The 24,817-nt window shown below is 70.1% G+C and carries 22 protein-coding genes and 1 riboswitch; of the genes, 12 read left to right on the top strand and 10 right to left on the bottom strand.

Translation table 11 applies throughout. From position 1 onward, the window contains the following. Positions 1 to 44: 44 nt before the first annotated feature. Positions 45 to 677, bottom strand: a complete 633-nt coding sequence (locus FNH08_RS15510; RefSeq protein ID WP_322724572.1) for an MBL fold metallo-hydrolase — start codon at positions 675 to 677, stop codon at positions 45 to 47. Further along, positions 674 to 1,762, bottom strand: a complete 1,089-nt coding sequence (locus FNH08_RS15515; RefSeq protein WP_152772074.1) for an S-(hydroxymethyl)mycothiol dehydrogenase — start codon at positions 1,760 to 1,762, stop codon at positions 674 to 676. The genes FNH08_RS15510 and FNH08_RS15515 overlap by 4 nt, the downstream gene beginning before the upstream one ends. A 137-nt stretch (positions 1,763 to 1,899) precedes the next feature. On the opposite strand from FNH08_RS15515, the gene FNH08_RS15520 reads away from it, so the two are divergent. After that, the gene (locus FNH08_RS15520) at positions 1,900 to 3,654 is read left to right on the top strand and encodes an ABC transporter ATP-binding protein (protein ID WP_322724584.1); all 1,755 of its coding nucleotides are present in this window, start codon (positions 1,900 to 1,902) and stop codon (positions 3,652 to 3,654) included. 26 nt (positions 3,655 to 3,680) lie between these two features. Here the strand turns inward: FNH08_RS15520 and FNH08_RS15525 are convergent, their stop codons facing one another. Then, positions 3,681 to 5,003, bottom strand: coding sequence for a hypothetical protein (locus tag FNH08_RS15525; protein ID WP_322724574.1), 1,323 nt, complete (start codon positions 5,001 to 5,003; stop codon positions 3,681 to 3,683). Between the two features lie 143 nt (positions 5,004 to 5,146). Then, positions 5,147 to 5,234: riboswitch (ZMP/ZTP riboswitch) on the top strand. 22 nt (positions 5,235 to 5,256) lie between these two features. Here FNH08_RS15525 and FNH08_RS15530 point away from each other — a divergent pair. Both FNH08_RS15530 and FNH08_RS15535 read left to right on the top strand, forming a co-directional pair. Then, positions 5,257 to 6,114, top strand: coding sequence for a bifunctional 5,10-methylenetetrahydrofolate dehydrogenase/5,10-methenyltetrahydrofolate cyclohydrolase (locus FNH08_RS15530; protein ID WP_152772075.1), 858 nt, complete (start codon positions 5,257 to 5,259; stop codon positions 6,112 to 6,114). Positions 6,115 to 6,258: 144 nt separating this feature from the next. Further along, complete coding sequence (locus FNH08_RS15535; protein ID WP_152772090.1) at positions 6,259 to 7,491, top strand: glycosyltransferase; 1,233 nt, start codon at positions 6,259 to 6,261, stop codon at positions 7,489 to 7,491. Between the two features lie 45 nt (positions 7,492 to 7,536). Here the strand turns inward: FNH08_RS15535 and FNH08_RS15540 are convergent, their stop codons facing one another. The 3 genes from FNH08_RS15540 to FNH08_RS15550 form a co-directional block, all read right to left on the bottom strand. Further along, on the bottom strand, positions 7,537 to 8,196 hold the full coding sequence (locus FNH08_RS15540) for a TetR/AcrR family transcriptional regulator (protein WP_322724576.1): 660 nt from the start codon (positions 8,194 to 8,196) through the stop codon (positions 7,537 to 7,539). Between the two features lie 114 nt (positions 8,197 to 8,310). Beyond that, entirely contained in the window at positions 8,311 to 10,191 is a 1,881-nt protein-coding gene (locus FNH08_RS15545; protein ID WP_152772076.1) for a cellulase family glycosylhydrolase, read from the bottom strand. A 216-nt stretch (positions 10,192 to 10,407) separates the two neighbouring features. Further along, the gene (locus tag FNH08_RS15550) at positions 10,408 to 11,343 is read right to left on the bottom strand and encodes a LysR family transcriptional regulator (protein ID WP_152772077.1); all 936 of its coding nucleotides are present in this window, start codon (positions 11,341 to 11,343) and stop codon (positions 10,408 to 10,410) included. Between the two features lie 109 nt (positions 11,344 to 11,452). Here FNH08_RS15550 and FNH08_RS15555 point away from each other — a divergent pair, with 109 nt between their 5' ends. The 3 genes from FNH08_RS15555 to FNH08_RS15565 all read left to right on the top strand — a co-directional run bounded on the left by FNH08_RS15555 (position 11,453) and on the right by FNH08_RS15565 (position 14,733). Then, positions 11,453 to 12,574, top strand: coding sequence for a diaminopropionate ammonia-lyase (locus FNH08_RS15555; RefSeq protein ID WP_322724578.1), 1,122 nt, complete (start codon positions 11,453 to 11,455; stop codon positions 12,572 to 12,574). 269 nt (positions 12,575 to 12,843) lie between these two features. After that, entirely contained in the window at positions 12,844 to 14,115 is a 1,272-nt protein-coding gene (locus tag FNH08_RS15560) for a M20 family metallo-hydrolase (RefSeq protein WP_152772078.1), read from the top strand. A gap of 42 nt (positions 14,116 to 14,157) precedes the next feature. Continuing rightward, positions 14,158 to 14,733, top strand: a complete 576-nt coding sequence (locus FNH08_RS15565) for a TetR/AcrR family transcriptional regulator (protein ID WP_152772079.1) — start codon at positions 14,158 to 14,160, stop codon at positions 14,731 to 14,733. Positions 14,734 to 14,814: 81 nt separating this feature from the next. Here FNH08_RS15565 and FNH08_RS15570 read toward each other — a convergent pair whose 3' ends face one another. Beyond that, positions 14,815 to 15,291 (bottom strand): winged helix-turn-helix transcriptional regulator, encoded by a 477-nt coding sequence (locus FNH08_RS15570; RefSeq protein ID WP_152772092.1) that lies wholly within the window; start codon positions 15,289 to 15,291, stop codon positions 14,815 to 14,817. A gap of 155 nt (positions 15,292 to 15,446) precedes the next feature. Here FNH08_RS15570 and FNH08_RS15575 point away from each other — a divergent pair, with 155 nt between their 5' ends. From FNH08_RS15575 to FNH08_RS15585, 3 genes are all read left to right on the top strand, one after another. Next, on the top strand, positions 15,447 to 16,460 hold the full coding sequence (locus tag FNH08_RS15575) for an NADP-dependent oxidoreductase (protein ID WP_152772080.1): 1,014 nt from the start codon (positions 15,447 to 15,449) through the stop codon (positions 16,458 to 16,460). Between the two features lie 154 nt (positions 16,461 to 16,614). Then, positions 16,615 to 18,504, top strand: a complete 1,890-nt coding sequence (locus tag FNH08_RS15580) for a propionyl-CoA synthetase (RefSeq protein ID WP_152772081.1) — start codon at positions 16,615 to 16,617, stop codon at positions 18,502 to 18,504. Between the two features lie 287 nt (positions 18,505 to 18,791). Next, on the top strand, positions 18,792 to 19,859 hold the full coding sequence (locus tag FNH08_RS15585; protein ID WP_152772082.1) for an alkene reductase: 1,068 nt from the start codon (positions 18,792 to 18,794) through the stop codon (positions 19,857 to 19,859). A 52-nt stretch (positions 19,860 to 19,911) separates the two neighbouring features. Here the strand turns inward: FNH08_RS15585 and FNH08_RS15590 are convergent, their stop codons facing one another. Next, on the bottom strand, positions 19,912 to 20,412 hold the full coding sequence (locus FNH08_RS15590; RefSeq protein WP_322724580.1) for a PaaI family thioesterase: 501 nt from the start codon (positions 20,410 to 20,412) through the stop codon (positions 19,912 to 19,914). A 92-nt stretch (positions 20,413 to 20,504) separates the two neighbouring features. On the opposite strand from FNH08_RS15590, the gene FNH08_RS15595 reads away from it, so the two are divergent. Then, positions 20,505 to 20,972 (top strand): winged helix-turn-helix transcriptional regulator, encoded by a 468-nt coding sequence (locus FNH08_RS15595; RefSeq protein ID WP_152772084.1) that lies wholly within the window; start codon positions 20,505 to 20,507, stop codon positions 20,970 to 20,972. A gap of 180 nt (positions 20,973 to 21,152) precedes the next feature. Further along, positions 21,153 to 21,725 carry a TetR/AcrR family transcriptional regulator gene (locus tag FNH08_RS15600; RefSeq protein ID WP_152772085.1) on the top strand — a complete coding sequence of 191 codons (573 nt, stop codon included), beginning with the start codon at positions 21,153 to 21,155 and terminating at the stop codon, positions 21,723 to 21,725. A gap of 45 nt (positions 21,726 to 21,770) precedes the next feature. Here FNH08_RS15600 and FNH08_RS15605 read toward each other — a convergent pair whose 3' ends face one another. After that, on the bottom strand, positions 21,771 to 22,643 hold the full coding sequence (locus FNH08_RS15605; protein WP_152772086.1) for an alpha/beta fold hydrolase: 873 nt from the start codon (positions 22,641 to 22,643) through the stop codon (positions 21,771 to 21,773). A 364-nt stretch (positions 22,644 to 23,007) separates the two neighbouring features. Continuing rightward, a complete protein-coding gene (locus FNH08_RS15610; protein WP_152772087.1) occupies positions 23,008 to 23,787 on the bottom strand; it encodes an alpha/beta fold hydrolase in 780 nt (259 codons plus the stop codon). Positions 23,788 to 24,033: 246 nt separating this feature from the next. Between FNH08_RS15610 and FNH08_RS15615 the strand changes: the two genes are divergently transcribed. Further along, entirely contained in the window at positions 24,034 to 24,636 is a 603-nt protein-coding gene (locus FNH08_RS15615) for a TetR/AcrR family transcriptional regulator (RefSeq protein WP_322724583.1), read from the top strand. The last annotated feature ends 181 nt before the right edge of the window (positions 24,637 to 24,817 follow it).

Raw genomic sequence — 24,817 nt, forward strand, 5'->3', positions numbered from 1 at the left:
CTTCGCGGCAGCCCGGCCCCGGCCCCAGGACCTGTGGAGTGCGGTCAGTGCCCGCGGGCGATCCACTCGTCGAGGTGCGGTGCCTCGGCGCCGATCGTCGTGGAGTCGCCGTGTCCGGTGCGGACGACCGTGTCGGACGGCAGCGCGAGCAGCCGGTCGCGGATCGAGTCGATGATCGTCGGGAAGTGGGAGTACGAGCGCCCGGTGGCTCCCGGTCCGCCCTGGAAGAGGGTGTCGCCGGTGAAGACCGTGCCGAGACCGGCGTCGTACAGGCACACCGCACCCGGGGCGTGGCCCGGGGTGTGCAGGACGGTGAGTTCCGTGCCGGCCACCTCGATGACCTGACCGTCGGCGAGCCGGTTGTCCGGAAGGCGGTCGGGGTGGGTCTGCTTCCACAGCGGCAGGTCGTCGGGGTGGAGCCAGATCGTGGCACCGGTGCGCTCGGCCAGGGCGGGCGCGGCGTCGATGTGGTCGTTGTGGGCGTGGGTGCACACGATGGCCAGCAGGCGCCGGTCCCCCACCGCCTCGGCGATGGCGTCCGCGTCGTGTGCGGCGTCGATGACGATCGCCTCGCGGTCGTCGCCGACGATCCACACGTTGTTGTCGACGTCCCAGGTGCCGCCGTCGAGCGTGAACTGGCCCGAGGTGACGAGGTGTTCGATGCGCGCGTCCGTCACAGCGTCACCACCGACCGCAGGACGTCACCGGCGTGCATCCGCTCGAACGCCTTCTCCACCTCGTCGAGCTGGATGGTCTCCGTCACGAACGCCTCCAGGTCCAGACGACCCTGGAGGTACAGGTTGATCAGCATCGGGAAGTCGCGGTCCGGCAGGCAGTCGCCGTACCAGGACGACTTCAGCGCACCGCCCCGGCCGAAGACGTCCAGCAGCGGCAGCTCCAGCTTCATCTCCGGCGTCGGGACGCCGACCAGGACGACCGTGCCGGCCAGGTCGCGGGCGTAGAAGGCCTGCTTGTACGTCTCCGGCCTGCCCACGGCCTCGATCACGACGTCGGCGCCGAAGCCGCCGGTCAGCTCGCGGATGGCCTCGACGGGGTCGGTGTCCTTGGAGTTGACGGTGTGCGTGGCGCCGATGCTCTTGGCGGTGGTCAGCTTCCGGTCGTCGATGTCGACGGCGATGATCTTCTCGGCACCGGCCAGGCGGGACCCGGCGATGGCCGCGTCGCCGACACCTCCGCAGCCGATGACCGCGACGCTGTCGCCCCGGCCCACGTTGCCGGTGTTGATGGCGGCGCCGATGCCGGCCATCACACCGCAGCCGAGCAGACCGGCCACCGCCGGGGACGCGGCCGGGTCGACCTTGGTGCACTGTCCGGCCGCGACGAGGGTCTTCTCGGCGAAGGCGCCGATGCCCAGGGCCGGGGACAGTTCCTGGCCGGTCGAGGCGAGGGTCATCTTCTGCTCGGCGTTGTGCGTGGCGAAGCAGTACCAGGGCCGCCCGCGCTTACACGCGCGGCAATTGCCGCACACAGCACGCCAGTTGAGGATCACGAAGTCACCGGGTGCGACATCCGTGACGCCCTCGCCGACCGACTCCACGACGCCGGCCGCCTCGTGGCCGAGCAGGAAGGGGTAGTCGTCGCCGATGCCGCCCTGCTTGTAGTGCAGGTCGGTGTGACACACCCCGCACGCCTGTACCTTCACCACGGCCTCACCCGGTCCGGGATCCGGTACGAGGATCGTCTCGATGCGCACCGGCTCGTTCTTGCCCGGTGCGATCACGCCGCGTACTTCCTGCGCCATGGTGGACCCTTCCGTCGGTCGGTTTCCGCTCCTCCGACCCTACGCGTGACTGATCGGTAAGGGATGTGGATCACCGAGGCGGGCGTAGCCTGAACGCTCCGCCCCACTCCCTCGCGAGGAGCGATGTGAGCGCACACGTGAGCGCACAGGAGACCGAAACCGAGCAGACGCCCGCCTGGCGGCTGCTGCTCGGGTACATACGGCCGCACCGCTGGTCGCTGCTGCTGGGCGCGCTGCTGGCGCTGGCCACGGGTGCCAGCGGGCTCGCGCTGCCCCTGGTGGCGCGGGAGTTGATCGACGACCTGTCGCACGACCGGCCCATCACCGGGGCACTGCTCGTCATGTCGGCCCTGGTGATCGCCAACGCGGCCATCGGGGCGCTGGGGTCGTACGTGCTGCGGCGCACCGCCGAGTCCGTGGTACTCGGGGCCCGGCGCACCCTGTCGTCGTACCTGCTGCGGCTGCGGATCGCCGCCGTGGACCGGAGTGAGCCGGGCGATCTGATGGCCCGCATCACCTCGGACACCACGCTCCTGCGCGAGGTCACGACGGACTCGCTGGTGGGCCTCGGCACCGGCGGGCTGACGCTCGTCGCGACCGTGGTCATGATGGGCCTGGTCGACCCGGTCCTCCTGGCCGTCACGCTGGGCGTGATCGCGGGCGCGGGCGTCGTGCTCGGGGTGATCGTGCCGCACATCAACCGGGCCAGCCGCGAGGCGCAGAACGCCGTGGGCGCGATGGGTGCCGCCCTGGAGCGGATCCTCGGTTCACTGCGCACCATCAAGGCGTCCGGTGCCGAGCACCGCGAGGAGGCGACGATCCACGAAGCGGCCGAGGAGTCGTGGCGGCAGAGCGTGCGGGCCGCCAAGTGGTCGGCGGCCGCCGGGAACACCGCCGGGCTCTGTATGCAGATCGCCTTCATCACCGTGCTCGCGGTGGGCGGGGGCCGGGTCGCCACGGGCGCGATCGACGTGGGCACGCTGGTCGCGTTCCTGCTGTTCGTCTTCTATCTGATGTCGCCGATCCAGCAGGTCGTCGGCGCCATCACCCAGTACCAGACCGGGGCCGCCGCGCTCGCCCGCATCCAGGAGGCCGAGCGGCTGCCCGCCGAACCGGCGTCCCGGCCCGCTCCGTTGCCCTCCCCCGGCGCCGAGCCGGCCGCGCTCGCCTTCGACGACATCCGCTTCCGGTACGCCGAGGACCTGCCGTACGTCCACCACGGCGTGACGTTCGCGGTCCCGGCGCGGGGCATGACCGCGTTCGTGGGTCCGTCCGGCGCGGGCAAGACGACCGTGTTCTCCCTCATCGAGCGGTTCTACGACCCCGAGGCGGGAGTCATCACGCTCGACGGACGTGACGTCACCGACTGGGAGCTGCCCCAGCTGCGGTCCGCGATCGGCTACGTGGAGCAGGACGCGCCCGTGCTGTCGGGTTCACTGCGCGACAACCTGCTGCTGGGGAACCCGGAGGCGGGCGAGGCCGACCTCACGCGCGTACTGAAGACGACGCGCCTGGACGGGCTGGTCGCGAAGCTGCCCCAGGGGCTGGAGACCCTCGTCGGGCATCGCGGCACCAAGCTCTCCGGCGGCGAGCGCCAGCGGGTCGCCATCGCCCGCGCCCTGCTGCGCCGCCCGCGCCTGCTGCTCCTCGACGAGGCGACCTCCCAGCTCGACGCGGTCAACGAGGCCGCGCTGCGGGACACGGTCGCCGATGTCGCCCGGACGACCACGGTCCTCGTCGTCGCGCACCGGCTGTCCACGGTGACGATGGCCGACCGTATCGTCGTGATGGACGCGGGCCGGGTACGGGCGGTCGGCACCCACCGGGAACTCGTGACCGCCGACCCGCTCTACGCGGAACTGGCGGCCACCCAGTTCCTCGCCACCGCCTGAGCCGGTGGGGCGCGGGCTCCTGAGCGTCAGGACAACGCCGTGTCCAGCCATCGGTGCATGACCTCGGCCGGCAGCGCCGGGTTGGCGGCCGCACTCTGGGCGGCGCTGAAGTCCTTGAGCAGTTCCTCGATCCGTTCGGGTGAGAGGCGGGAGTCCTTCGCGGCGGCGGCCCGCACGATGCCGAACTCGTCGCGGCTGAGGCGTTCGATCAACTCCGGTGTCGCGTCGGGGTCGTGGACGGCGAGTCTACGGAGCCCGGGCTCATCGTGGTCCGCGTACCGCGCGAGTCCCCGTCTCGGGAACTGCGGCTTGCTCAGCAGTACGCTCCGTGTGATGCCCTGCCACTCCAGGAACACACCCAGTAGCGCCTCCGCCGGCGCGGCGGGCTGGAACTCGCAGGTCAGGAGGCGGACCGCGAAGTCGTCGTCCGTGGCGAGCCGGTCCACGAGGTCGGACGGCAGCCGCGGGTGCACGGCGGCGCTGCGGCGCAGCCAGATGTGCGCGGAGGTCGCGCAGCGGCGGAGGGCTTCGGGGTCGTCGCGTATCGCGAGCACCCAGTCGAGGGGAGTCAGCCGCTCGTCCGACTCGACTCGGTAGTCGATCGCGGCCCGTTGTTCCTCGGTCAGTTCGGGCCGTGCGGACACGACGCGGCGGACCCAGTGCTCGGGGTCGCGAGCCAGGCGGTCCACCAGGTCGGGCGGAAGCGACGGGTTCAAGGCCACGGCGCCCCGGTCCCCGTCGTCCTCACCGCACGCCAGACGTTCGGCCGTGGCCCGCGTCAGGAGGCCCCGCCCCAGGACCAGTTCACGCTCCCACCCATCCAGTACGCCCAACAGCTCGTCGGTGCGTGCGGCGTCCTGGTGGCAGACGCGCTGGGCCGCGGCCGTGCGTACGCCCGCGTCGGGGTCGGTGAGGAGTGCTTGCCGTGCGGCCGGGGGCAGTTCGTCCCAGGCGCGGGTCGCGGCCGCGCGGACCTCGGCGTCGGCGTGGTCCGCGTATCCGGCGAGGAGGCGGTTCGGGATCTCGCGCGACTGCGCCGTCCAGGCGCGGACCTGGCTGTCCGGGTCGCTCAGCAGCCGCTCGTACGCCGCATCCGGGAGCGGCTCGACCTCCGCCCGGAAGGGCTCCGGCCCCATGGCCAGGGCCCGCCGGACCTTGACCTCCGGGTCGTCGGCCATGCGGGCTCGCTGGGCGGGGTCGGCGGTCATGTTCTCGGCGAGGATGCCGCGCACCCGGTGGTCGGGGTGGGCGACGATCGCGTCAGCGACGTCGTCCGGGACACCGCCGGTCCGGAAGCACAGCCAGAACCACGCGGCCCGCGCGTCCGGCTCCAGGAGTCGGAGCAGCACGTCACTCGGCGTACTCGGATTGACGGCCAGTCCTCGAAGGACCTCCGCGTGTAGTTCTTCCACCCGTCCACTCCCCCCTGCGCCGCCCAGCCGATGATCATACGACGCGCGCGTACGGCCTCGGGGCGCTTCAGCTACCGTGGTCGGCGGGCCGTGACTGGCGCTGAGGTGGAGTACCACCGGGGAGCGGCTCGACGAACGGGTCTCCTGCCGCGCGCCTGGGCGATGTCACGACGACGCTCAGGAGGAGCGCATGTCCCAGGCCCACCAGGCCCGACTCATGGACGGCACCGGTCTCGCGCGGCGGATCGTGGAGGAGGCGTCACGGCGTGCGGCCGAGGTCACGCGCCGCACCGGCACGGCGCCGTGTCTCGCGACGGTGCTCGTCGGTGAGGACCCCGCCTCCGTCACCTACGTCCGGATGAAGCGGAACCGCTGCCGGAAGGCGGGCATCGAGTCCCGGCAGGTCTCCCTGCCCGCCACGACCACGACCGCCGAACTCGTCGACACCTTGACCGCGCTCTCCGCCGACCCGTCGGTGCACGGCATCCTGCTGCAGCACCCCGTCGGGCCCCGCATCGACGAGCGGGCCGCGTTCGAGGCGATCGCGCCGGAGAAGGACGTCGACGGGGTCACCCTCAGCTCGTACGCCGCGATGAGCTTCGGGCTGCCCGGGTTCCTGTCCTGCACGCCCGGCGGCATCATGCGGCTGCTCGACGAGTACGACGTGGACCTGGCGGGGCGGCGGGCCGTCGTCGTGGGCCGCAGCGCGATCCTCGGCAAGCCGGTGGGGATGCTGCTGCTCGGCCGGGACGCCACGGTGACGTACTGCCACTCGCGGACGAAGGACCTGCCGTCGCTCCTGCGGGAGGCGGACGTCGTGGTGGCCGCCGTGGGACGGCCCGAACTCATCCGCGGCGAGGACATCAAGCCCGGGGCCGTGGTGGTCGACGCCGGGTACAACCCCGGGAACGTCGGCGACGTGCACTTCGACTCCGCCGTCACGCGGGCGGGGCTGATCACGCCGGTGCCGGGCGGTGTCGGCCCGATGACGATCGCCACACTGCTGGAGCAGACCGTCACGGGAGCCGAACGACAACTGGGCCTCTGAGGGACGAGGGGCCCGGTGGCGCCGGTCCTCGATCACTGGGCGAGCCCTTTCGGAAACCCAGGGGCCAATTTCGGACGTGCCGCCCCTTGCGCCGGGCACCATCACTCGTACGCCGCCATACTGACCCGCGTGCGGGTAGCGATCATGACGGCCGGTTCACGGGGCGACGTGGCCCCGTACACCGGACTGGGACATGGGCTGGTGCGGGCCGGACACGACGTCACCCTGGTGACGCACGGGCGTTTCGAGCCGCTGGTGGGGCGTTCGGGGGTGCGGTTCCACGCGCTGCCCGTCGATCCGCGGGCCGAGCTGGAGTCGGAGCGCGGACGCGGGCTGCACCGCAGCGGCACCGGTGCCGGAAAGCTGCTCCGCATGGTGGAGATGGCCCGCAGGCTCGCCGGGCAGATGGTCGACGACGTCATGGCCGCCGCCCGCGCCAGTGACGTCCTGCTGCTGTCCGGTGCCCTCGCCCCGCTCGGGCACACCGTCGCCGAGGGGTTGTCGCTCCCGAGCATGGGCGTGTATCTGCAACCACTGGCCCCGACAGCGGAGTTCGCACCGCCGATGACCGGCACCCGCTCCTGGGGCCCGGTGCTGAACCGGGCGGCCGGGCACGGCGTGAACCTGGCCGTGGAGCGGGTCTTCGCGGAGACGGTACGGGATCTGCGGGTCCGGCTCGGTCTGCCCCGGGCCGGTCTCGGGGCCGTCCGCAAGGCCCGCGAGCGGCGGGGCTGGCCCGTGCTCCACGGCTTCAGCCCGCTGGTGGTGTCCCGGCCCCGCGACTGGCGGTCCGGGCTGGACGTCGTCGGCTACTGGTGGCCGTACGACGGGGAGAGCCAACTTCCGCCGGAGCTAAGGGACTTCCTGGACGTCGGCCCTCCCCCGGTCTTCGTGGGCCTGGGCAGTGCCACCGTGCCCGACGCCGAGCGGCTGAGCGCGCGGGTCGTACGGGCGTTGCGCGCGGCCGGACTGCGCGGGGTGATCCAGCGGGGCTGGGGCGAACTGCGCGGTGAGGGTGACGACATGCTGACCATCGGGGAGGTGCCGCACTCCCTGCTGTTCCCGCACATGGCGGCGGTGGTTCATCACGGAGGCGCGGGCACGACGGCGGCCGGGCTGCGCGCGGGTGTGCCGACGGTGCCCGTGCCGATCCAGTTCGACGAGGGCTTCTGGGCCGCCCGGCTCGTCGCGCTCGGTGTGGCGCCCCGGGCCGTGCCGTTGCGTGGCCTCACGACCGAGGTGCTGGCCGCCGCGCTGCGGGAGGCCACGGCCGACGCCTCGTACGGGCAGCGCGCACGGAGTCTCGCCGAGCGCGTCCGCGGCGAGGACGCGGTGGCCCCGGTCCTCGCCGCGGTGCGGCGCGTCGCCGACGCCTGAGCGCCAGCCGATGACGTTGTCGGCCCGGTTGCCGCGGCCGACCGTTCAGTGCCCGGGCTCCCACCCCGGCGGCCGCAGTATCCCCAGGAGCAACTGCACGAGTTCCTCGACCACTTCGTCAAGGCTCGCGTCCACCCAGCCCGCCTGCCAGTCGTGCAGCAGGCCGTTCACGCTGCCGATGAAGGCGGCGGCCGCGATGCGGTAGTCCCGCCGGGCCGCCTCACCCCGTTCGGCGGCCGCGGCCGCCTCCGCGCAGATGAAGTCGACCCAGCGGGAGCGGCGTTCCAGACGCTGCCGTTCCAGTCGGGAGCTGACGCCGATGATCTCGGTGAAGGTGATACGCAGCCGACGTGGATCGCCGGTGACGTTGGCGGCGTACGCACGGAAGGCCGCCGTGGCGCGCTCGGTGATGGACTGCCCCTCCGCCGCGGCGAGTCCGATCAGCGCGGCTTCCTCCGCCCAGTCGTTGACCTGGAGGTGGAGAACGGCCAGGACCTCCTCCAGGGTGCGGAACTCCTCGTAGAACTGACGGGTCGACAGGCCCGCCGCCTCACTCAGGGCCGCCACGGTCGTGCCACGGAACCCCGGGCTGTCGCCGAAGAGTTGGAGAGCGGCGTGCAGGAAGCGGCGACGTCTCTCCGCCTGGCGCTCCTCCGCGGACTTCCCCCCGTAACGGCCGGTCGGCTGTTTGAGCCTGCCCGCCACCGCGTTCCCCCTTCTCGTGTTTCGCCGGCCGTAGGTCCGGTTCGGCCGTCGCTCGATTTTGACAGCCGTACCGGGCGACCGTCAGCGGTGACGGCAGGTCCTGTGCCACGTCGGTCAGTTGAGCTCAGAGGCCATCCACGACGACAGCTCCGTCCGTGCCGCGCTCAGCAGTGACGTGGACGGGGCTGTCGCGCCGTTGGTGACCAGGGCGTAGTGCAGCGTGCCCGAGTCGGCGGCCGTGAGCAGCAGACGGCGGCTGCCGGTGCCTCCCGGTTCACTGGCGGTGGCGATCGGAGTGGTGCGGGTGTACGCCGGTGGGCCGACCGTCGTTCCGAGGTCGGAAACCACGGTCGTCGACGCGTTCGGGAAGGACGCCGGCAGGTGCAGTTCCGTCGGCTCGGAGCTGCCGTCGGAGCGCCAGACCAGCAGCGCGTACTGGCCCGAGCCCACGAGTTGATTGACGTTCGGCAGGGAACTCGGCACCGGGTTCCACGTCAGTGTCGTGGAGCCGTCCCGTGAACGGTCCTCGTAGGTGAACGCGACCGAGCGGCCCGCGGTGGCGCTCGGGTAGACACGGTCCAGCAGCCGTGCGTCCTGGCGCAGCACGGCCTTGCCCGAGTCGTCGAGACGCACGGCGGACAGGTCCTCGCTGTTCCAGCCGTCGCCCTCGGTCTGCACCTTGTCCGGGTTGTCGTTCATCAGCTCGTGGTGGCGGCCGTTGTAGATGTCCCACTGCCACTGGGAGCCGGAGAGGACGGGTCCGGAGCCCGCCGGGTCCGACCACCAGTTCGCTCCCTTCACCCGGGAGTCGAGGGCCTGGTACATCGCCTTGTAGACCGTGGGCGCCTTGTCGGAGACGGAGCCGGTGAGCGGGTGCCCGAACTCGCTGATGATCCCCGCCGTCCCGGTCGCGGAGGCCCGGTCGCGCACCGTACCGAAGTCGCCGACGTACTGGCCGTCCTCCGCCTTGCCCCACATGAAGACGCCGGAGATGGCCTTCTGGTCGTAGAAGTGGGTGTTGAAGACGAAGCGCGGGCCGAGCGTGCCCGCGTCCAGCAGGCCGCCTTCCTGCTTCTGGAAGTCGAGGTTGGCGTTCCAGAAGAGGTTCGGCTCGACGAAGGCGGGCTTGGCCTGCCAGCCTGCCGCGTCCATACGGGCGCGGAACTTGACGTAGAACGGCCACAGGACGTCCTTCTCCCACGCCCGGCTGGTCTGGCCGGAGTCGTAGGTGCCCGCGTGCGGTTCGTTCCACGGGTCGAAGCCGACGACGCCCGCGAACTGGGTCGTGGTGAGGTTCTGCTTCACGTACGTCATCGTCTTCTGGGCTGTGGTGAGGAAGGCGTCCTGGAGGCCGTACTCGTTGTGCCAGAAGTCGTACGACGCCGACGTCACGGCCGCGTTCGAGGTGATGTTCTGACCCCAGAACGGGCAGATGCCGCAGTATTCGTCGGGGTAGTCGCCGAGGTCGACGGCCCACTTGGGGGCGCCGTCGCCGGTGTACCAGCTGTCCGAGTCGAACAGCCAGCGGGAGTAGAGGTCCTGGTGGAAGTCGGGGTACACGCGGATCCCGGCGTCCAGGAACGCGCGCATCTGGTCGGTCGCGGCGGCCAGGTAGGCCGTGTCCACCTGGCCGCGCACGGGCTCCGCGTACGCCCAGGACAGCAGGAAGCGGACCGAGTTGCCGCCGCCGAGGGCTCTCAGCGCGGTCGCGGACTTCTTGGCGTCCGCGACCGAGGCGAAGGGCAGGCCGTTGTTCTCCTTCAGCTTCGTCTCGCCGGAGACGTTGTAGCCCCGCAGGACGACCTCACGGCCGAGGCCGTCGGTGAAGCGGCCGTTCTCGACGGTGAGGGTGGCCGCGGCCGGTGCGTCGAACCAGAGTTCGTCGGGGAGAGCCGAGGCGGGCTGGGAGCCCGCCGTGGTCAGGAAGCCGGTGACGAGGACGACGACACCGAGCCAACGCGTACGCAGTCTTGACATGTCCGCCACATTCGACATGTCCACTACCGTCGCAACGACCAGGCGAGGCGTCAATAGCATCTGACTCATGAGTAAGTACCCGATTTCTCAAAGGTATTACCCTCGCCCACCGACCCGTCTGGTCAGGTTCCGACCCGTCTGGTCAGATTCAGCAGGTACTCCCTCCGGCCGAGGTGGCCGGTGGGCGGCCCGAGCGGTAGGCGGACCACGGGCGGCCCCGCTCAGGCGGCGCCGTCAGTCCCCGCGCTCTACCGATGTCCGGCGGGAGCGCGGGGTGACCGCTCGGTGGAGGGCGTCCCGGCACGCCAGGATGGCCGGGTGCCGGCTGCGTCCTCGACGTACGACGGTGAGGACGCGGCGTGTGCGCTGCCCGCGGGGGAGCTGCCGCAGGGGGACGGTCGGAGGTTGTCCGCTCCAGACGAGGTCGGGCAGGAAGGCTGTGGCGTGTCCTTGCTCGACGAGACGGAGGTGGAGCAGGAGGTCGGTGGTCTCGAACCGTACGTCGGGTTCGACGCCGGCGTTGCGGCACAGGGTCACGGCCCAGTGCCGGGCGGCTGTGCCTTCGGGCTCCATCACCCAAGGGTGGTCCGCGAGTGAGCGCAGTGCCGCCGTCGGGCCGGCGTGGGCCTCACCGGTCGTCTCTGGCAGTGCGAGGTGGAGGGGGTCGTCGAGCAGGTCTTCCTCTTCGAGTTCGGCGGGTCGTGGGTTGGGATTGCCGGGGTATTCCTCGGCGAGGACCAGGTCGAAGTCGCGGGCCTGCAGGGCGGGAAGGGCCTTTTCCGGTTCCATGTGCGTGACGTGGACGCGCAGATGAGGGTGCTGATCGCGCAGCAGGCCGAGCGCGGCCGGGACCAGCGCCAGCGCGGCCGTCTGGAACGAGGCGATGCGCAGCGTGCCGGTCAGCTCGGTCAGGGACGTGGCGATATCCGCCTCCGCGCGCTCCAGGCGTTCGAGAACCGCTTCGGTATGGGCGACGAGGATCTCGGCCTGCTCGGTCAACCGCACCCGCCGCCCGACCGGTTCCAGCAGCGGGACGCCCACTTCGGCTTCCAGCTGGGAGAGCTGCTGGGAAACGGAGGAGGGCGCATACGACAGGGCGGTGGCGACGGCCGCGAGCGTGCCACGGTGCTTGAGTTCGCGCAGCAGGCGCAGTCGGTGCAGGTCGAACATGGGAAGACCGCTCTCCTCGCCGCCCCGGCAGAATGATCGGTTTCTCCGATGAGTATAGGTTGAAAACATTCGCTGGACCGATCGCAGGGAGACGTCCGACCCTGTTGGTGTGTCTGAGAACGATTCCCTCATCCGTGCGCTGCCGTGGTCCGTGCGGCCCAGCGCCCGTGCCTGGCGGTGTGAACCCGCACCCGCCGACGTACGGGGCTTCCATGCCGCGCTGCCCGGCTACTCACCCACCCCGCTGACCGAACTGCCGTCGCTGGCAGAGGAGTTACGGGTCGGCCGGGTCTTCGTCAAGGACGAGTCGTGCCGTCTGGGGCTGCCCGCGTTCAAGGCTCTGGGTGCGTCCTGGGCCGTCCACCGAACCCTTGCCGAGCGGGCTGCGAGCGGTCGAGAGAGGGGCCCGGTCACCCTGGTGACTGCCACGGACGGCAACCACGGCCGGGCGGTGGCCCGCATGGCGCGCCTACTCGGGCAGCACGCCCACGTGTTCGTCCCGCAGGGTGTGCATCCGCAGGCGACGGCGGCCATCGCCGCCGAGCAGGCGAAGGTGACCGAGGTCGCGGGGCCGTACGACCAGGCCGTCCGCTCGGCGGCCGAGGCAGCGGCCGGGCCGGACTCGGTCCTGGTCCAGGACACCGCCTGGCCGGGCTACGAACAGATCCCGGGGTGGATCGTAGAGGGCTACTCCACCCTCTGCGCCGAGATCGACGAGCAACTGGCGGCCGAAGGTGCCGTCCAGGGACCCGACCTCGTCTCCATACCGGTGGGCGTGGGCTCACTGGCCCAGGCGGTCGTCACCCACTACCGCAGCCGCCCCACCGGATGGGCTCCGGCGCTGCTGTCGGTGGAACCGGAGACCGCGGCCTGCGTCCTCGAAAGCCTCACCCTTGGCGAACCCGTCAGCGTCCCCACCGGCGACACCACCATGGCCGGGCTGAACTGCGGCACCCCCTCCAGCATCGCCTGGCCCTACCTGCACAGCGGGCTGGACGCCGCAGTCGCCGTCCCCGACGCGGACAGCGCCCGTGCGGCCGCTGATCTCTGCGCCCTCGGCGTCTCCTCGGGCCCGTGCGGGGCCGCGACCCTCGCCGGCCTGCGTGCGGCGCTGACAGGCGTGGAAGCCGACGAACGCCGCACGGCACTGGACCTCGGCCCGTCCTCGGTGGTCGTGCTGCTGAGCACCGAGGACCCGGCCGCGAACCCGCACGCCACCACCGATCGCTGAACACCTGATCCCGCGTCGAACCAGCGCACCTTCATCACCTCACACCGGTGTTCCTGGGTGTGAGGCGCTGGTTCCTCGGTGTGAGGCGCTGCGGCAACACCGCCAGACCGCCCGCGCCTCGGCCGATACCGCGGGAGCCCGTGACCGACCGGCCTCATCAGCAACATCCGCGCCCCGGAGATCGCCGTCTTCCACACGCGACCACTCCCCACGCCGGCCCGGCCCCAACCGCCACGCCACCGTTCCCGAAAACCTCCAGGAGACAGCTCATGACATCCGCCCCCGACACGATCACCGTCAACGGCGCCCGCCTGTGGCAGTCCTTGATGGACCTCGCCGAGATCGGCGCGTACGACGACGAGCGCACCGGTCTGCGCGGTGTCGACCGCCTCGCCCTGACCGACGCCGACGCGGCGGGCCGCCGTCAGGTCGTCACGTGGATGGAACAGGCCGGACTGACGGTCCGCATCGACCGGATGGGCAACATCTACGGCCGCCGCGAGGGCACCGACCTCACAGCCGCCCCGGTCCTGACCGGCTCACACATCGACAGTGTCGCCACGGCCGGCGCCTTCGACGGCTGCCTCGGCGTGCTGGGCGGCATCGAAGTCGTCCGCACCCTCGACGAACGCGGCATCACCACCCGCCGCCCCATCGAAGTCGGCATCTTCACCGAGGAGGAAGGCGTCCGCTTCGGCACCGACATGCTCGGCAGCGCCGTCGCCGCCGGACGCCTCACCCTGGAGTACGCCCACGCCCTCACCGACCGCGACGGCCTCACCCTCGGCGGCGAACTCGCCCGCACCGGCTTCGACGGCCCCACCGACGTTCGCCTCGCCCCGCCACACTCCTACGTCGAGTGCCACATCGAACAGGGCCCCGTCCTCGCCGAGCACGGCGTTCCCGTCGGCGTCGTCACCGGCGTCCAGGGCATCTCCTGGCAGGAGATCACCATCCACGGCCGTGCCGCCCATGCCGGCACCACCCCCACCCACCTGCGCGCCGACGCCGGCCTCGCGGCCGCGCAGATCATCGTCCATCTGCGGTCCCTGGTGGACTCCGGCGAGTACGGCGATCTGCGTGCCACCGTCGGTCACCTCACCGTCCATCCGGACCTGACCAACATCGTCCCGGCCCGCGCCGAGATGACCGTCGACCTGCGCAACCCGGACGACGCCCACATGGCCCGCGCCGAGGAGGCACTGGCCGCGTTCCTGCACGAACTGGAGGGCAGCCGGCCGGGCCTCTCCCTGACCACCCGGCGGATGGCGAAGACCGCCTACGCCCCCTTCGACGAGGGAGTGCAGAAGGTCATCGCCCAGGCCGCTGACGATCACGGCCTGAAGCACATCTCCCTGCTCTCCGGAGCCGGGCACGACGCCCAGGAGATCGCCGCTCTCTGCCCGACCGCCATGATCTTCGTGCGCGGCGAGTACGACGGCATCAGCCACAACCCCCGCGAGTACTCCACCCCGGAGGCGTGCGCCCAGGGCGTCGACATCCTGGCCACCACTCTTCTGCGCCTGGCCAACCAGCAGTGATCCCGATTGCAGTAGACAGACCTGTCTGTTAGTTTACCCGTCATGAGCACCACTCCCAAGCGGCTCCCGGCCCGGGACCGCATTCTCGACACCGCCTGCGAGCTGTTCTACGCCCACGGCATCCACGCCGTGGGGGTGGACCGGCTGATCGCCGAGTCGGGAGTGGCGAAGGCGACGCTGTACAAGCAGTTCCCCAGCAAGGACGACGTCGTCGCCGCCTATCTGCGACGCATGGACGACCGCTGGCGACACCAGTTGCGCTCGGCGGCACTCGCGGCGGGGGACGATCCGCGCGACCAACTCTTCGGTCTCTTCGTCGCGTTGGAGTACGCGGCGCGAGAGGGCACGTTGGGTTGTGCGTTCATCAACGCGGTGGCGGAGTACGACCCCGGCAGCACCGCACACACCATCACCGCGGAGCACAAGCGCGGCGTCCGAGCCTGGGTGCGCGATCTGGCCGCCGCGGCCGGTGCGGCGGACCCCGACACACTCGCGTTCCAGCTCACGGTCCTCATCGACGGCACGCTGGCGGCAACACGCGTCGAACACGCCGACCACGCCGCCGAAGCCGCCAAGCAGACCGCGCGCGCCCTGCTCGACTCAGCCTGCCCCCGGTAGCCCCGGTAGCCCCGATACCCCCCGGAACGGCCGCTCGCGGCTCGCTTTCTCGGGATGCGTACAGACAGACCTTTCTGTTCACTAGCTTTCGGCGGGCCTCATGCGAAACGCGGGGCCGGGAACGCTCTCGATGCCCTCCGCCTCCACGGCGTGACCTCGTTCGCATCGGACCTGGACCTCGACGTGCGCGCCACATTCGCGATGGCGCGTCAGAACGGCGGGCCCTTCGGGGTCGGCGCGGTAACGATCGCCCCACTGCAGGAGTCCCATCACGGCCGGGACCAGATCCATGCCCTTGGGGGTGATCACATACTTGGGCCGACTCCGCGAGCCGGGCTCCTTGTAGGTCTCGGTGGCCAGGATCCCTTCGTCCACGAGCATGCGAAGCCTCGCCGCGAGGAGGTTACGCGGACAGCCGAGGACCCGTTCGAAGTCACTGAAGCGGGACGAGCCGTACCAGACCTCACGCAGGATCAGGATCGTCCACTTCTCACCCACGACCTCAAGGGTTCGCGCGATCGAGCAGTTCGACATGTCCCGGTCGAGGCGGGGGTCCATTCCGGTGCCCTGATGGACTTCGGTCCACACATCCATGGGGGTGATTCTAACCTCACCTAAGTTCACTTTCATATACTCAGCCCGTAGCGTCGTGACCTCGCGCGACGCGCACCGAATACCGAACACCGAACAGGTCACACAGAAGGGCAGCCGACATGAAGGCATTCGTCGTCGAGAAGTACGGCAAGGACGGCGTACGCGCCGCACAGGTGTCCGAGCCCACCGTCGGGGACCGCGACGTCCTGGTCAGAGTGCTCGCCAGCAGCATCAACCCGCTGGACAAGATGGTCCGCAACGGGGAGTTCAAGCAGCTCCTGAAGTACAGGTCTCCGTTCGTACTCGGCCACGACGTGGCCGGCGTCGTGACGCGGGTCGGGTCCGCCGTACGCGGCTTCCAGGTCGGCGACGAGGTCTACGCCCGTCCGCGCGACCTGCGGATCGGGGGCTTCGCGGAGTTCATCGCGATCGACCAGGACGACGTGGCGCCCAAGCCGGCGTCACTCACCTTCCAGGAGGCGGCCGCGGTGCCGCTCGTCGCCCTGGCCGCCTGGCAGATCCTCGTCGAGCGCGCCCGCGTGCAGCCGGGGCAGAAGGTGCTCGTCCACGCCGGCGCCGGTGGCCTCGGCTCGACGGTCGTCCAGCTCGCCCAGCACCTCGGCGCCACGGTGGCGACGACCACGGACACCGACACCGAGAAGCTGGTCAGGAGCCTCGGTGCCGATGTCGTCGTCGACTACACCAAGGAGGACTTCTCGAAGGTCGTGTCCGGCTACGACCTGGTACTGGACTCCGTGGGCGGGGCGAACCTCGAGAAGTCGCTCACCGTGCTGAAGCCCGGCGGCCTGGCCATCGGTGTCGTCGGCCCGCCGGACGCCGGGTTCGCCAAGCAGCTCGGCGCCCCCTCGTTCATGGGTTTGGTCATGAACGTCCTCAGTCGCAAGATCCGCAAGCAGGCCAAGGCCCTGGGCGTGCGCTACCAGTTCTTCTTCATGCAGGCCAGCGGCTCCCAACTGCGCAAGCTCGCCGCCCTGTACGACAGCGGGAAGCTCCGCCCGGTCATCGACAGCACGTTCCCGTTCGACCGGACGCTCGAGGCGATGGCGTACGTCGAGCGGGGGCGTACCAAGGCCGGCAAGGTCGTGGTCTCGATGGAACCCGACAACGACTGAGATCACCAGCAAATGGGCCAGTGGCTCCGCCGGTGACCGGGCAACTGGTCCACGGCATCCCGCTCGGCCATGCCGGTCGGCATACAGACTGGTGTCCGAAGCCGTGTCACACACCACCACACGCCTGCCCCTCGATGCCACAAAGGAGTGCGCGATGGAAACGTACGAGGATGTCTTCCGTGCCAGTACCGAAGACCCGGAGAACTTCTGGCTGAAGGCGGCGGAGGGCATCGACTGGGATGTCACTCCGCGACGCGCCCTGGACTCATCCGGCGCACCTTTCTACCGCTGGTTTCCCGACGGGCGTCTGAACGTCTGTTTCAACGCGGTCGACCGGCACGTCGCGGCCGGCCGCGGCGAACAGCCCGCCCTCGTCCACGACTCACCCGTGACCGGCACCCGGCGCACCTACACCTACGCGCAGTTGAGGGACGAAGTGGCCGCCTTCGCCGGAGCCCTGGTGCGGCTCGGCGTGGGGCAAGGCGACCGGGTGGTCATCTACATGCCGATGGTCCCCGAGGCCGCGATCGCGATGCTGGCCTGCGCACGCATCGGCGCGGTCCACTCGGTGGTCTTCGGCGGCTTCGCCCCGCGCGAACTCGCCCTCCGCATCGACGACGCCGCCCCCAAGGTGGTCGTCTCCGCCTCCTGCGGCATCGAGGGCAAGCGGGTGATCGCGTACAAGCCGCTGCTCGACCAGGCGATCGCACTCGCGGCCCACAAGCCGCAGAAGTGTGTGATCCTGCAACGCCCGCAGGAATCGGCCGAGTTGGGGCCCGACGATCTCGACTGGGGCGATCTGGTCGCCGCCGCGCCGCCGGCCGACTGCGTTCCCGTCCCCGCCACCGATCCCCTCTACATCCTCTACACGTCCGGAACGACCGGAAAGCCCAAGGGAGTCGTGCGCGACTGCGGCGGCTACGCGGTCGCCCTCCGCTGGTCGATGCGCGCCGTCTACGACGTGGGCCCGGGCGAGACGATGTTCACCGGCTCCGACGTCGGCTGGGTCGTCGGGCACTCGTACATCGTCTACGCGCCCCTGCTGGCCGGCGCCACGACGGTCCTGTACGAGGGCAAGCCGGTCGGCACCCCGGACGCGGGCCAGTTCTGGCGGGTTGCCGCGGAGCACCGGGTCAAGACCATGTTCACGGCGCCCACCGCCTTCCGGGCCATCCGCAGGGAGGACCCGGAAGGAGCGCTCACCGCGGGCTACGACCTGTCCGGCCTGCGACACCTCTTCCTCGCCGGCGAGCGCCTCGACCCCGAGACCTATCACTGGGCGAGCGATCTGCTGGGCATCCCGGTGATCGACCACTGGTGGCAGACCGAGACCGGCTGGCCCATCGTCGCCAACCCCGTGGGCATCGAGGCCGCTCCCGTCAAACCCGGTTCCCCCACCCGTCCGCTGCCCGGCTGGGACGTCCGCGTCCTGGACCCTTCGGGTGACCCGGTGCCCGCGGGCGTCGACGGCGCGATCGTCGTACGGCTCCCCCTGCCGCCCGGTGCGCTCCCCACCCTCTGGAACGACGACGAGCGCTACGTCGCCTCCTACCTCTCCGGGTACGACGGCTACTACCTCACCGGCGACAGCGGTCATATCGACGAGGACGGCTACGTGTTCGTCATGGGCCGCACCGACGACGTCATCAACGTCGCCGGGCACCGGCTGTCCACCGGCAGCATGGAAGAGGCCCTGGCCGCCCATCCCGATGTCGCCGAGTGCGCCGTCATCGGTGTCGCCGACGCCCTGAAGGGGCAGGTACCGCGCGGTTTCGTCGTCCTGAAGGCGGGGATCGACCGCGAACCGAGCGAGGTCGAGGCCGAACTCGTCCGGCTCGTACGTGAGCGCATCGGCGCCGTCGCCTCCCTCAAGGACGTCGCGGTCGTGGCCGCCCTGCCCAAGACCCGCTCGGGGAAGATCCTGCGCAAGACGATGCGCGGCATCGCCGACGGCCACGACGAACCCATCCCCTCCACGGTGGACGACCCCGGCGTCATCGAGATCCTGCGCCCTGTTCTGCGTCGCACCGGTCACACCTCATGAGCGACCTGCCCTGCGAAGCCTGACCGACGGCGCGTAACCGCGTCGATGTTCAGCACGGCGGTTCACGTCGGAGCGGACCACCGGCGCAGAGCAACCCTGTTCTCGCGCCAGGCGCTCATACAGTCCCTCCCCTTGCACATCCGCCCCACCCCTATAGTATTATGAGCGTAATTTAAAGGCGGGCCGATGTCTCGTAGTCGACCACGCCCTCGCGGCATCCGCCCGGCCCCCTAGTGATCCACCACCCATCACCCATCACCCATCACCCATCACCCGAGGAATCATTCATGCTCAACGCCCTGTGGAACCCGACCGTCGTCGGAGGCATCGCCCTGCCCCACCGGCTGGCCATGGCCCCCCTGACCCGCAGCCGGGCCACCCCGGAAGGCGTGCCGACCGAGCTGAACGCCGAGTACTACGCCCAGCGCGCCTCGCACGCGCTCATCATCACCGAGGGCACCCAGCCCTCCGCCGACGGCCAGGGCTACCCCGTGACCCCGGGCATCTACACGGACGAACACATCGCCGGCTGGCGCAAGGTCACCGACGCCGTACACGGGGCCGACGGTCGCATCGTCATCCAGCTGATGCACGTCGGGCGTATAGCCCACCCGGACAGCACGCCCCACCACCGGCAGCCGGTGGCTCCCTCCGCGATCAAGCCGGCCGGCCAGACGTTCACCCCGACCGGGCTCCAGGAGATGCCGGTGCCGCGCGAACTGTCCACCGAGGAGGTCGCCGCGACGGTCGACGACTTCCGGCGCGCAGCCGCGGCCGCCATAGCGGCCGGCGCCGACGGCGTCGAGATCCACGGGGCCAACGGCTACCTCGTCAACCAGTTCCTCTTCCCCAGCACCAACCAGCGCACCGACCAGTACGGTGGCTCCCTCGACAACCGCATCCGTTTCGCGGTGGAGGTCGCCACGGCCGTGGCCGACGAGATCGGCGCCGGCCGCACCGGCATCCGGGTCTCCCCCGGCAACCCCTTCCAGATCAACGACCTGGTGGAGGACGACCCCCACGAGCTCTACCCGTACCTCCTGCGCGCCCTCGCCCCGCTCAACCTCGCCTACCTGCACATCGGCCACGGCGGCGACGAGGAACTCCTCTTCACCCTCCGCAAGCTGTGGCCGACCTCCCTGCTCCTCAACCGAGGCGGCGCCGACATCGCCACCCGCGCCAAGGACGTCGAAGACGGCCTCGCCGACGTCATCACCGTCGGTTCCATGGCCCTGGCCAACCCCGATCTCGTCGAGCGCGTACGCTCCGGCGCGCCACTGAACACCCCTGACCCCGCCACCTTCTACGGCGGCGGCGCGGCCGGCTACACCGACTACCCCGCCTACACCGGCTGACCCAGACCCAGGCGCCCGAAGAGAGAGGTCGAGGGAGTCCGGCCGACCGGGGTCACCCCTGAGGGGCAGGCACCGGGAAGAGCAGGCAGCTACTGGTGGCATGGGCGAGCAGACGGTCCGTCGCGTCGACCAACTGCGCCTGGGCCAGCGCCGTCCTGCGGCCGCTGCTGACCACGGTGCCGATGGCGCACACCGTGCCCGTGTCCACGGTGATCCGCCGCAGGAACTTCACCGTCAGGTCGAGCGAGGTGTACGCCATGCCCTGCGGGAGAGTCGACTGGACCGCGCATCCGGCCGCCGAGTCGAGCAGGGTGGCGAAGATGCCGCCGTGCACGCTGCCGATCGGGTTGTAGTGCTCCTCCCCCGGCGTCAGGGAGAAGACCGCCCTGCCGGGCTCCACCTCTTCCAGGGTGAAGTCGATGGCGTAGTTGATGGGCGGCCCCGGCAGGCGCCCCTCACGCAGTTCGCGCAGGAAGTCGATGCCGGACATGCGTCCGGCGGCTTCCGCCAGGATCGCGGGATCTTCCCAGTGATACGTACGTGTTCGTCCCACTACCGAGTGCCCCTCCATCTGACTTTTGAAAATGAAGCTAGATGCCTGCTCACCTGACTGTCAATGGCGAAGCCAGGCTTTACGATGGCGTGATGGAGTGGCTTGAGGCGAGCACGGAGAACTGCCCCGTCCAGCGCACGCTCGACGTGGTCGGGGAGAAATGGACGCTGCTGATCCTGCGGGACGCCGTCAACGGAGTCCGGCGCTTCGACGACTTCCATCGCCATATCGGCCTGTCCGAGGCGGTCCTCAGCGACCGCCTCCGGAAGCTGATCTCGGCCGGCGTCCTGACGACCGCCCCCTATCAGGAGCCGGGCAGCCGCTCCCGCAACGAGTACCGCCTGACCCGCAAGGGCTGGGACCTGTGGCCCGTCCTGATGGCGCTGAGCCAGTGGGGCGAGGCCCACACGCTCGGCCCCGAGGGCCCGGTGCTGGACGTCCGCCACACCGACTGCGACGCACCGGTCCGCGTCGTGGTCGAGTGCTCGGCGGAGCACTCCGCCCTCGCCCCTGGCGATGTCACAGCCCGGCTGGGACCGGGCGCCCGCCCCCGGTCGTGAGTGGCTGCACATCGTCACACCGAGGGCAAAGAGGGCACAGAGAGCGCAGAGGACGCAAAGAGCGAACCGACCACGTGGCCATCGGCCGGCGCCGCCCGCAACCCATGATATTACGCACGTCAGGCCATGGATTAGGCTGGGCTGCGAGGCAACGGCCTTGCGAGCAGTGGGAGGAAGCTCATGGTGCGTTACGCCAAGGAGCACAAGCAGGTGACGCGGGAACGGATCATCGAGAAGGCCGGCCAGAGGTTCAAGCAGGACGGCATCGACGGATCGGGCATCTCCACGCTCATGTCGGACGCAAGTCTCACCAACGGCGCCTTCTACGCCCACTTCGCGTCCAAGGACGACCTCGTCGCCCATGTCGTGGCCGACCAACTGCGCACACAGATCGCGAGGTACGACACCCTGCGGCCCGGCCGCCCGGGACTCGAGGACTTCATCCACGAGTATCTGTCGCCCGAGCACCGCGACCACCCCGGCGTCGGATGCCCTTCCGCGGCCCTGCTCGACGAGATCGGCCGCTGCGGTGACGAGACCAAGCAGGCCTACACCGACGGCGCGCGGAACATCGTGGACGAGATCGCCGCCCGCCTGGCACCCGAGGACCCCCGGTCCGCTCGCGGCACGGCCATCGGGCTCTTCACCATGATGGTGGGGACGCTGCAACTGTCCCGCGCCCTCGCCGACGAAGAGTTCGCCGATGAGGTCCTGGAGCGGGGAGTCGAGAACGCCCTCGCGTTCTTGCGCTGAGCAGCGGCACCCTCAGCCCGAGCGGCGCCCGCGCTCCGCGTCTCCCTACCGTTCGAGGAACTCAAGGGCCGTCCCCACGAACTCCCGGTGGTACTGGAAGATGCCGCCGTGACCGGCGTCGGGATAGATCACCAACTCGGCGTTCGGCAGTCGCCTCGCCAGGTCGGCCGAGTTCACCGTCGGCACCATCCTGTCGCTCTCGCCGTTCGCGACGAGCACGGGCTGCCGGACGACGGAGAGGTCGTGGGGCCGCTCCAGCCCCCAGCGGTGAATGGCCTTGAGCTGGGCACCGTACGACGTGAGGGTGATTGCCTTGTCCCGGTCGTGGGTGCGCTCCTTAAGACGGGCCAGGAACTGCTTTCCGGCTCGGCGCCCGCCCGCGGTGCGGGTGAAGAAGAGGAACTGCTTCGGATCCTGAAGGGTGAACAGCCCTCGGACGGTGTCCAGATGGGACAACCGGGTCACGTCCTTGATGCCTTCGCCGCCCGCGGGGCCGGTACCCGTGAGGATCAACTTGCGGACGAGCTGCGGGTCGGTCTGCGCGATCACCTGGGCGATCATGCCGCCCATCGAGAAGCCATGGAGATCGACGTACTCCAGCCCCAGAGCCCTGATGAAGGTGACGGCATCCTTGGCCATGGCCTGGATGGTGCGCGGCGTGGCACCGGTGGAAGCGCCGATGCCCCTGTTGTCGAACGTGATCACCCGCCGCTTGGCGGCGATGCCGTCGACGACCCGGGGGTCCCAGTTGTCGAGCACCGCGGCGAGGTGAGTGAGGAAGACCACCGGGACGCCGGACTGGGGACCGAGTTCACGGTAGGCGAAGGTCACTCCGTCGGCGGAGACGGTGCGGGTCGTCGCGTTCTTGTACGACGCCACCACATGGCCTCGCGCTTCTTGTGCATCGTTCACGGTCATGCCCTTCGGTGCGGGAGTGTCGGGAGGGGGAGAGTCAACGGTCCAAGGCGGTGGGGGTCGGAACCCTGAGTGGTCGAACCCCTCAGCATCACGTCGACCATTAAATTATCACCGTAATCCAATGAGGTCGCAAGACTGCGCGCCGAAGAAGCTGACGACATGACCGAAGGTCGATGGATTCCGGCACCCCCGGAGAGAGCCGGCGTGACCATCGCCACCGGGAACCCCGGCCCTTCCGCTTCCAGCGAGGTCTCGCAGCGGCGCCCTCGGCGAACGCGCAAGCGCCGCCTCACAGGGGTGCGAGGCGGCGCTTGCGCGATGGACCGGTGGGCCATCACCCCCGCGCCATTCGGGGGCGGCGCGATCAGGCGGCGAGGAAGTCGGCCACCTGCCTGGTGAATGCCTTGGCGTACTGGAAGAGGAAGGCGTGGCCGGCGCCGGTGTACAGCACGAGGGTGGCATTGGCGAGGTGCTGGACCGCGACATAGGAGTTACGGGCGGGGACCATCACGTCTTCCAGGCCGTTGGCGTAGAGGACAGGGTGCTCGATGGCCTCCAGTTCGGCTCGCACCTCGTCGAAGGGCGCCGCCAGGAGAGCACCCGCCGCCGCGAGCATGCCCTGCGCCGCCCCCTCGGAGACCGGGGGGCCACCCGCGGCGAGACGGGGCGAGACGTGGCCGAAGTGCTCACGCCCGGAGGCGCGGGCCGCCTCCGCCTCCGGGTAGAACAGGTACAGCATGTCCTCCAGGTCGGCATCGGGCTTGGCCATGATGCCCAGAACCTTCTCGCTGAAGTCCGGAGCGCCGGGCACCCAGCCGGCCGGGCCGCTTCCCGCGACGACCAGCCTGCGTACCAGCTCGGGGCGTCGCACGGCCACCAGCTGGGCCACGATGCCGCCCAGAGACCAGCCGAGCAGGTCGGCCCGCACAAGACCGAGCGCCTCGATGAACTCGATGGCACCTTGGGCGAATCCTTCGAGGGAGTCACGCGGCTCACCGTCGCTGTAGCCGACGCCGACGTTGTCGAAAACGATCACGTCGTGGTCCGCGGCCAGGTAGTCCAGGAACTCGGGGTCCCACCAGTCGATGGTCCCGCGAATGCGGTTCAGCAGGACCAGCGGGACTCCTCCCCGCGGACCACCCATCCGCCGGTAGGTGAAGCGCGCCGAGGCGCCCTCGACCGTGAGGTCCTCGGCCTTGTCTGCCAGATATGCGCGATCAGTCGAGACACCTTCCAGACAGTCACATTATGATCGTAATATTAAGAATGCAAGACCAGGCGCAGCGAGCACCGGCGCCCCCTCCGGATCCATTGAATTACGTTCACCATACAATAAGTCGAGGGAGTCGGCAGAGGTGGAGCGGTCCTCCGTCAAACAAAGGAGCACGGGGTGCGATACGGGAAAGAGCACAAGCAGGCGACGAGGCAGCGGATCATCGAGGCGGCCGGCCGCCGGCTCAAGCGGGACGGCATCGACGGCTCGGGCATATCGACGCTCATGAAGGACGCGGGGTTGACCAACGGCGCCTTCTACACCCACTTCACCTCGAAGGACGACCTCGTGGCCTCCGCGGTCGCCGACCAGCTGCAGACGCAGAACGCGAGCATCGTCGCCCATGCCGCGCCCGGCCGCGCCGGGCTCGAACAGATCGTACGGTGGTATCTGTCCGCCCAGCACCGCGACAGCCTCGACGACGGATGCCCCTCCGCCGCCCTGCTCGACGAGATCGGGCGCTGCACAGGCCCGACCAGGCAGGTGTACACCGACAGCGTACTGATCGTCATCGACGGCATCGCCGCACGCCTGACGCCCGAGGACCCGTCCTCGGCCCGCACCATGGCACTCAGCGCCTACGCCATGATGGCCGGGACCCTACAACTCTCCCGAGCACTCACCGACCGGCAACTCGCCGACGAACTCCTCGAACAGGGTGTCCACAACGCCCTCGCACTGCTGGGCATGGTGCACGAGCCCGCCGCGACACCGAACTGACAGGACCGCAGGACCGGCCCTCAAGAACACCGGCCACGTTCTCCTGTGGTCGACCACCACAGTGGGCCACCTCCGCCCTGCGGCGGCCCGGTTCTGTTCGTCATCCGTTCGGTCCGGGCAGGAACGGCAGTCATCGATCAGCCCGGACGGCCGTGACGGTTCGCCAGTCGACCTGGCGAAC

The organism is Streptomyces spongiae, from assembly GCF_009377185.1.
Taxonomy (GTDB): domain Bacteria; phylum Actinomycetota; class Actinomycetes; order Streptomycetales; family Streptomycetaceae; genus Streptomyces; species Streptomyces spongiae.

Coding starts and splice junctions, on each gene's coding strand:
- FNH08_RS15560 (WP_152772078.1), top strand. CDS start 12,844: ATGACATCCGCCCCCGACACGATCACCGTCAACGGCGCCCGCCTGTGG.
- FNH08_RS15575 (WP_152772080.1), top strand. CDS start 15,447: ATGAAGGCATTCGTCGTCGAGAAGTACGGCAAGGACGGCGTACGCGCC.
- FNH08_RS15535 (WP_152772090.1), top strand. CDS start 6,259: ATGACGGCCGGTTCACGGGGCGACGTGGCCCCGTACACCGGACTGGGA.
- FNH08_RS15585 (WP_152772082.1), top strand. CDS start 18,792: ATGCTCAACGCCCTGTGGAACCCGACCGTCGTCGGAGGCATCGCCCTG.
- FNH08_RS15595 (WP_152772084.1), top strand. CDS start 20,505: ATGGAGTGGCTTGAGGCGAGCACGGAGAACTGCCCCGTCCAGCGCACG.
- FNH08_RS15565 (WP_152772079.1), top strand. CDS start 14,158: ATGAGCACCACTCCCAAGCGGCTCCCGGCCCGGGACCGCATTCTCGAC.
- FNH08_RS15530 (WP_152772075.1), top strand. CDS start 5,257: ATGTCCCAGGCCCACCAGGCCCGACTCATGGACGGCACCGGTCTCGCG.
- FNH08_RS15605 (WP_152772086.1), bottom strand. CDS start 22,643: ATGACCGTGAACGATGCACAAGAAGCGCGAGGCCATGTGGTGGCGTCG.
- FNH08_RS15570 (WP_152772092.1), bottom strand. CDS start 15,291: ATGGACCCCCGCCTCGACCGGGACATGTCGAACTGCTCGATCGCGCGA.
- FNH08_RS15550 (WP_152772077.1), bottom strand. CDS start 11,343: ATGTTCGACCTGCACCGACTGCGCCTGCTGCGCGAACTCAAGCACCGT.
- FNH08_RS15580 (WP_152772081.1), top strand. CDS start 16,615: ATGGAAACGTACGAGGATGTCTTCCGTGCCAGTACCGAAGACCCGGAG.
- FNH08_RS15600 (WP_152772085.1), top strand. CDS start 21,153: ATGGTGCGTTACGCCAAGGAGCACAAGCAGGTGACGCGGGAACGGATC.
- FNH08_RS15545 (WP_152772076.1), bottom strand. CDS start 10,191: ATGTCGAATGTGGCGGACATGTCAAGACTGCGTACGCGTTGGCTCGGT.
- FNH08_RS15515 (WP_152772074.1), bottom strand. CDS start 1,762: ATGGCGCAGGAAGTACGCGGCGTGATCGCACCGGGCAAGAACGAGCCG.
- FNH08_RS15610 (WP_152772087.1), bottom strand. CDS start 23,787: ATGGGTGGTCCGCGGGGAGGAGTCCCGCTGGTCCTGCTGAACCGCATT.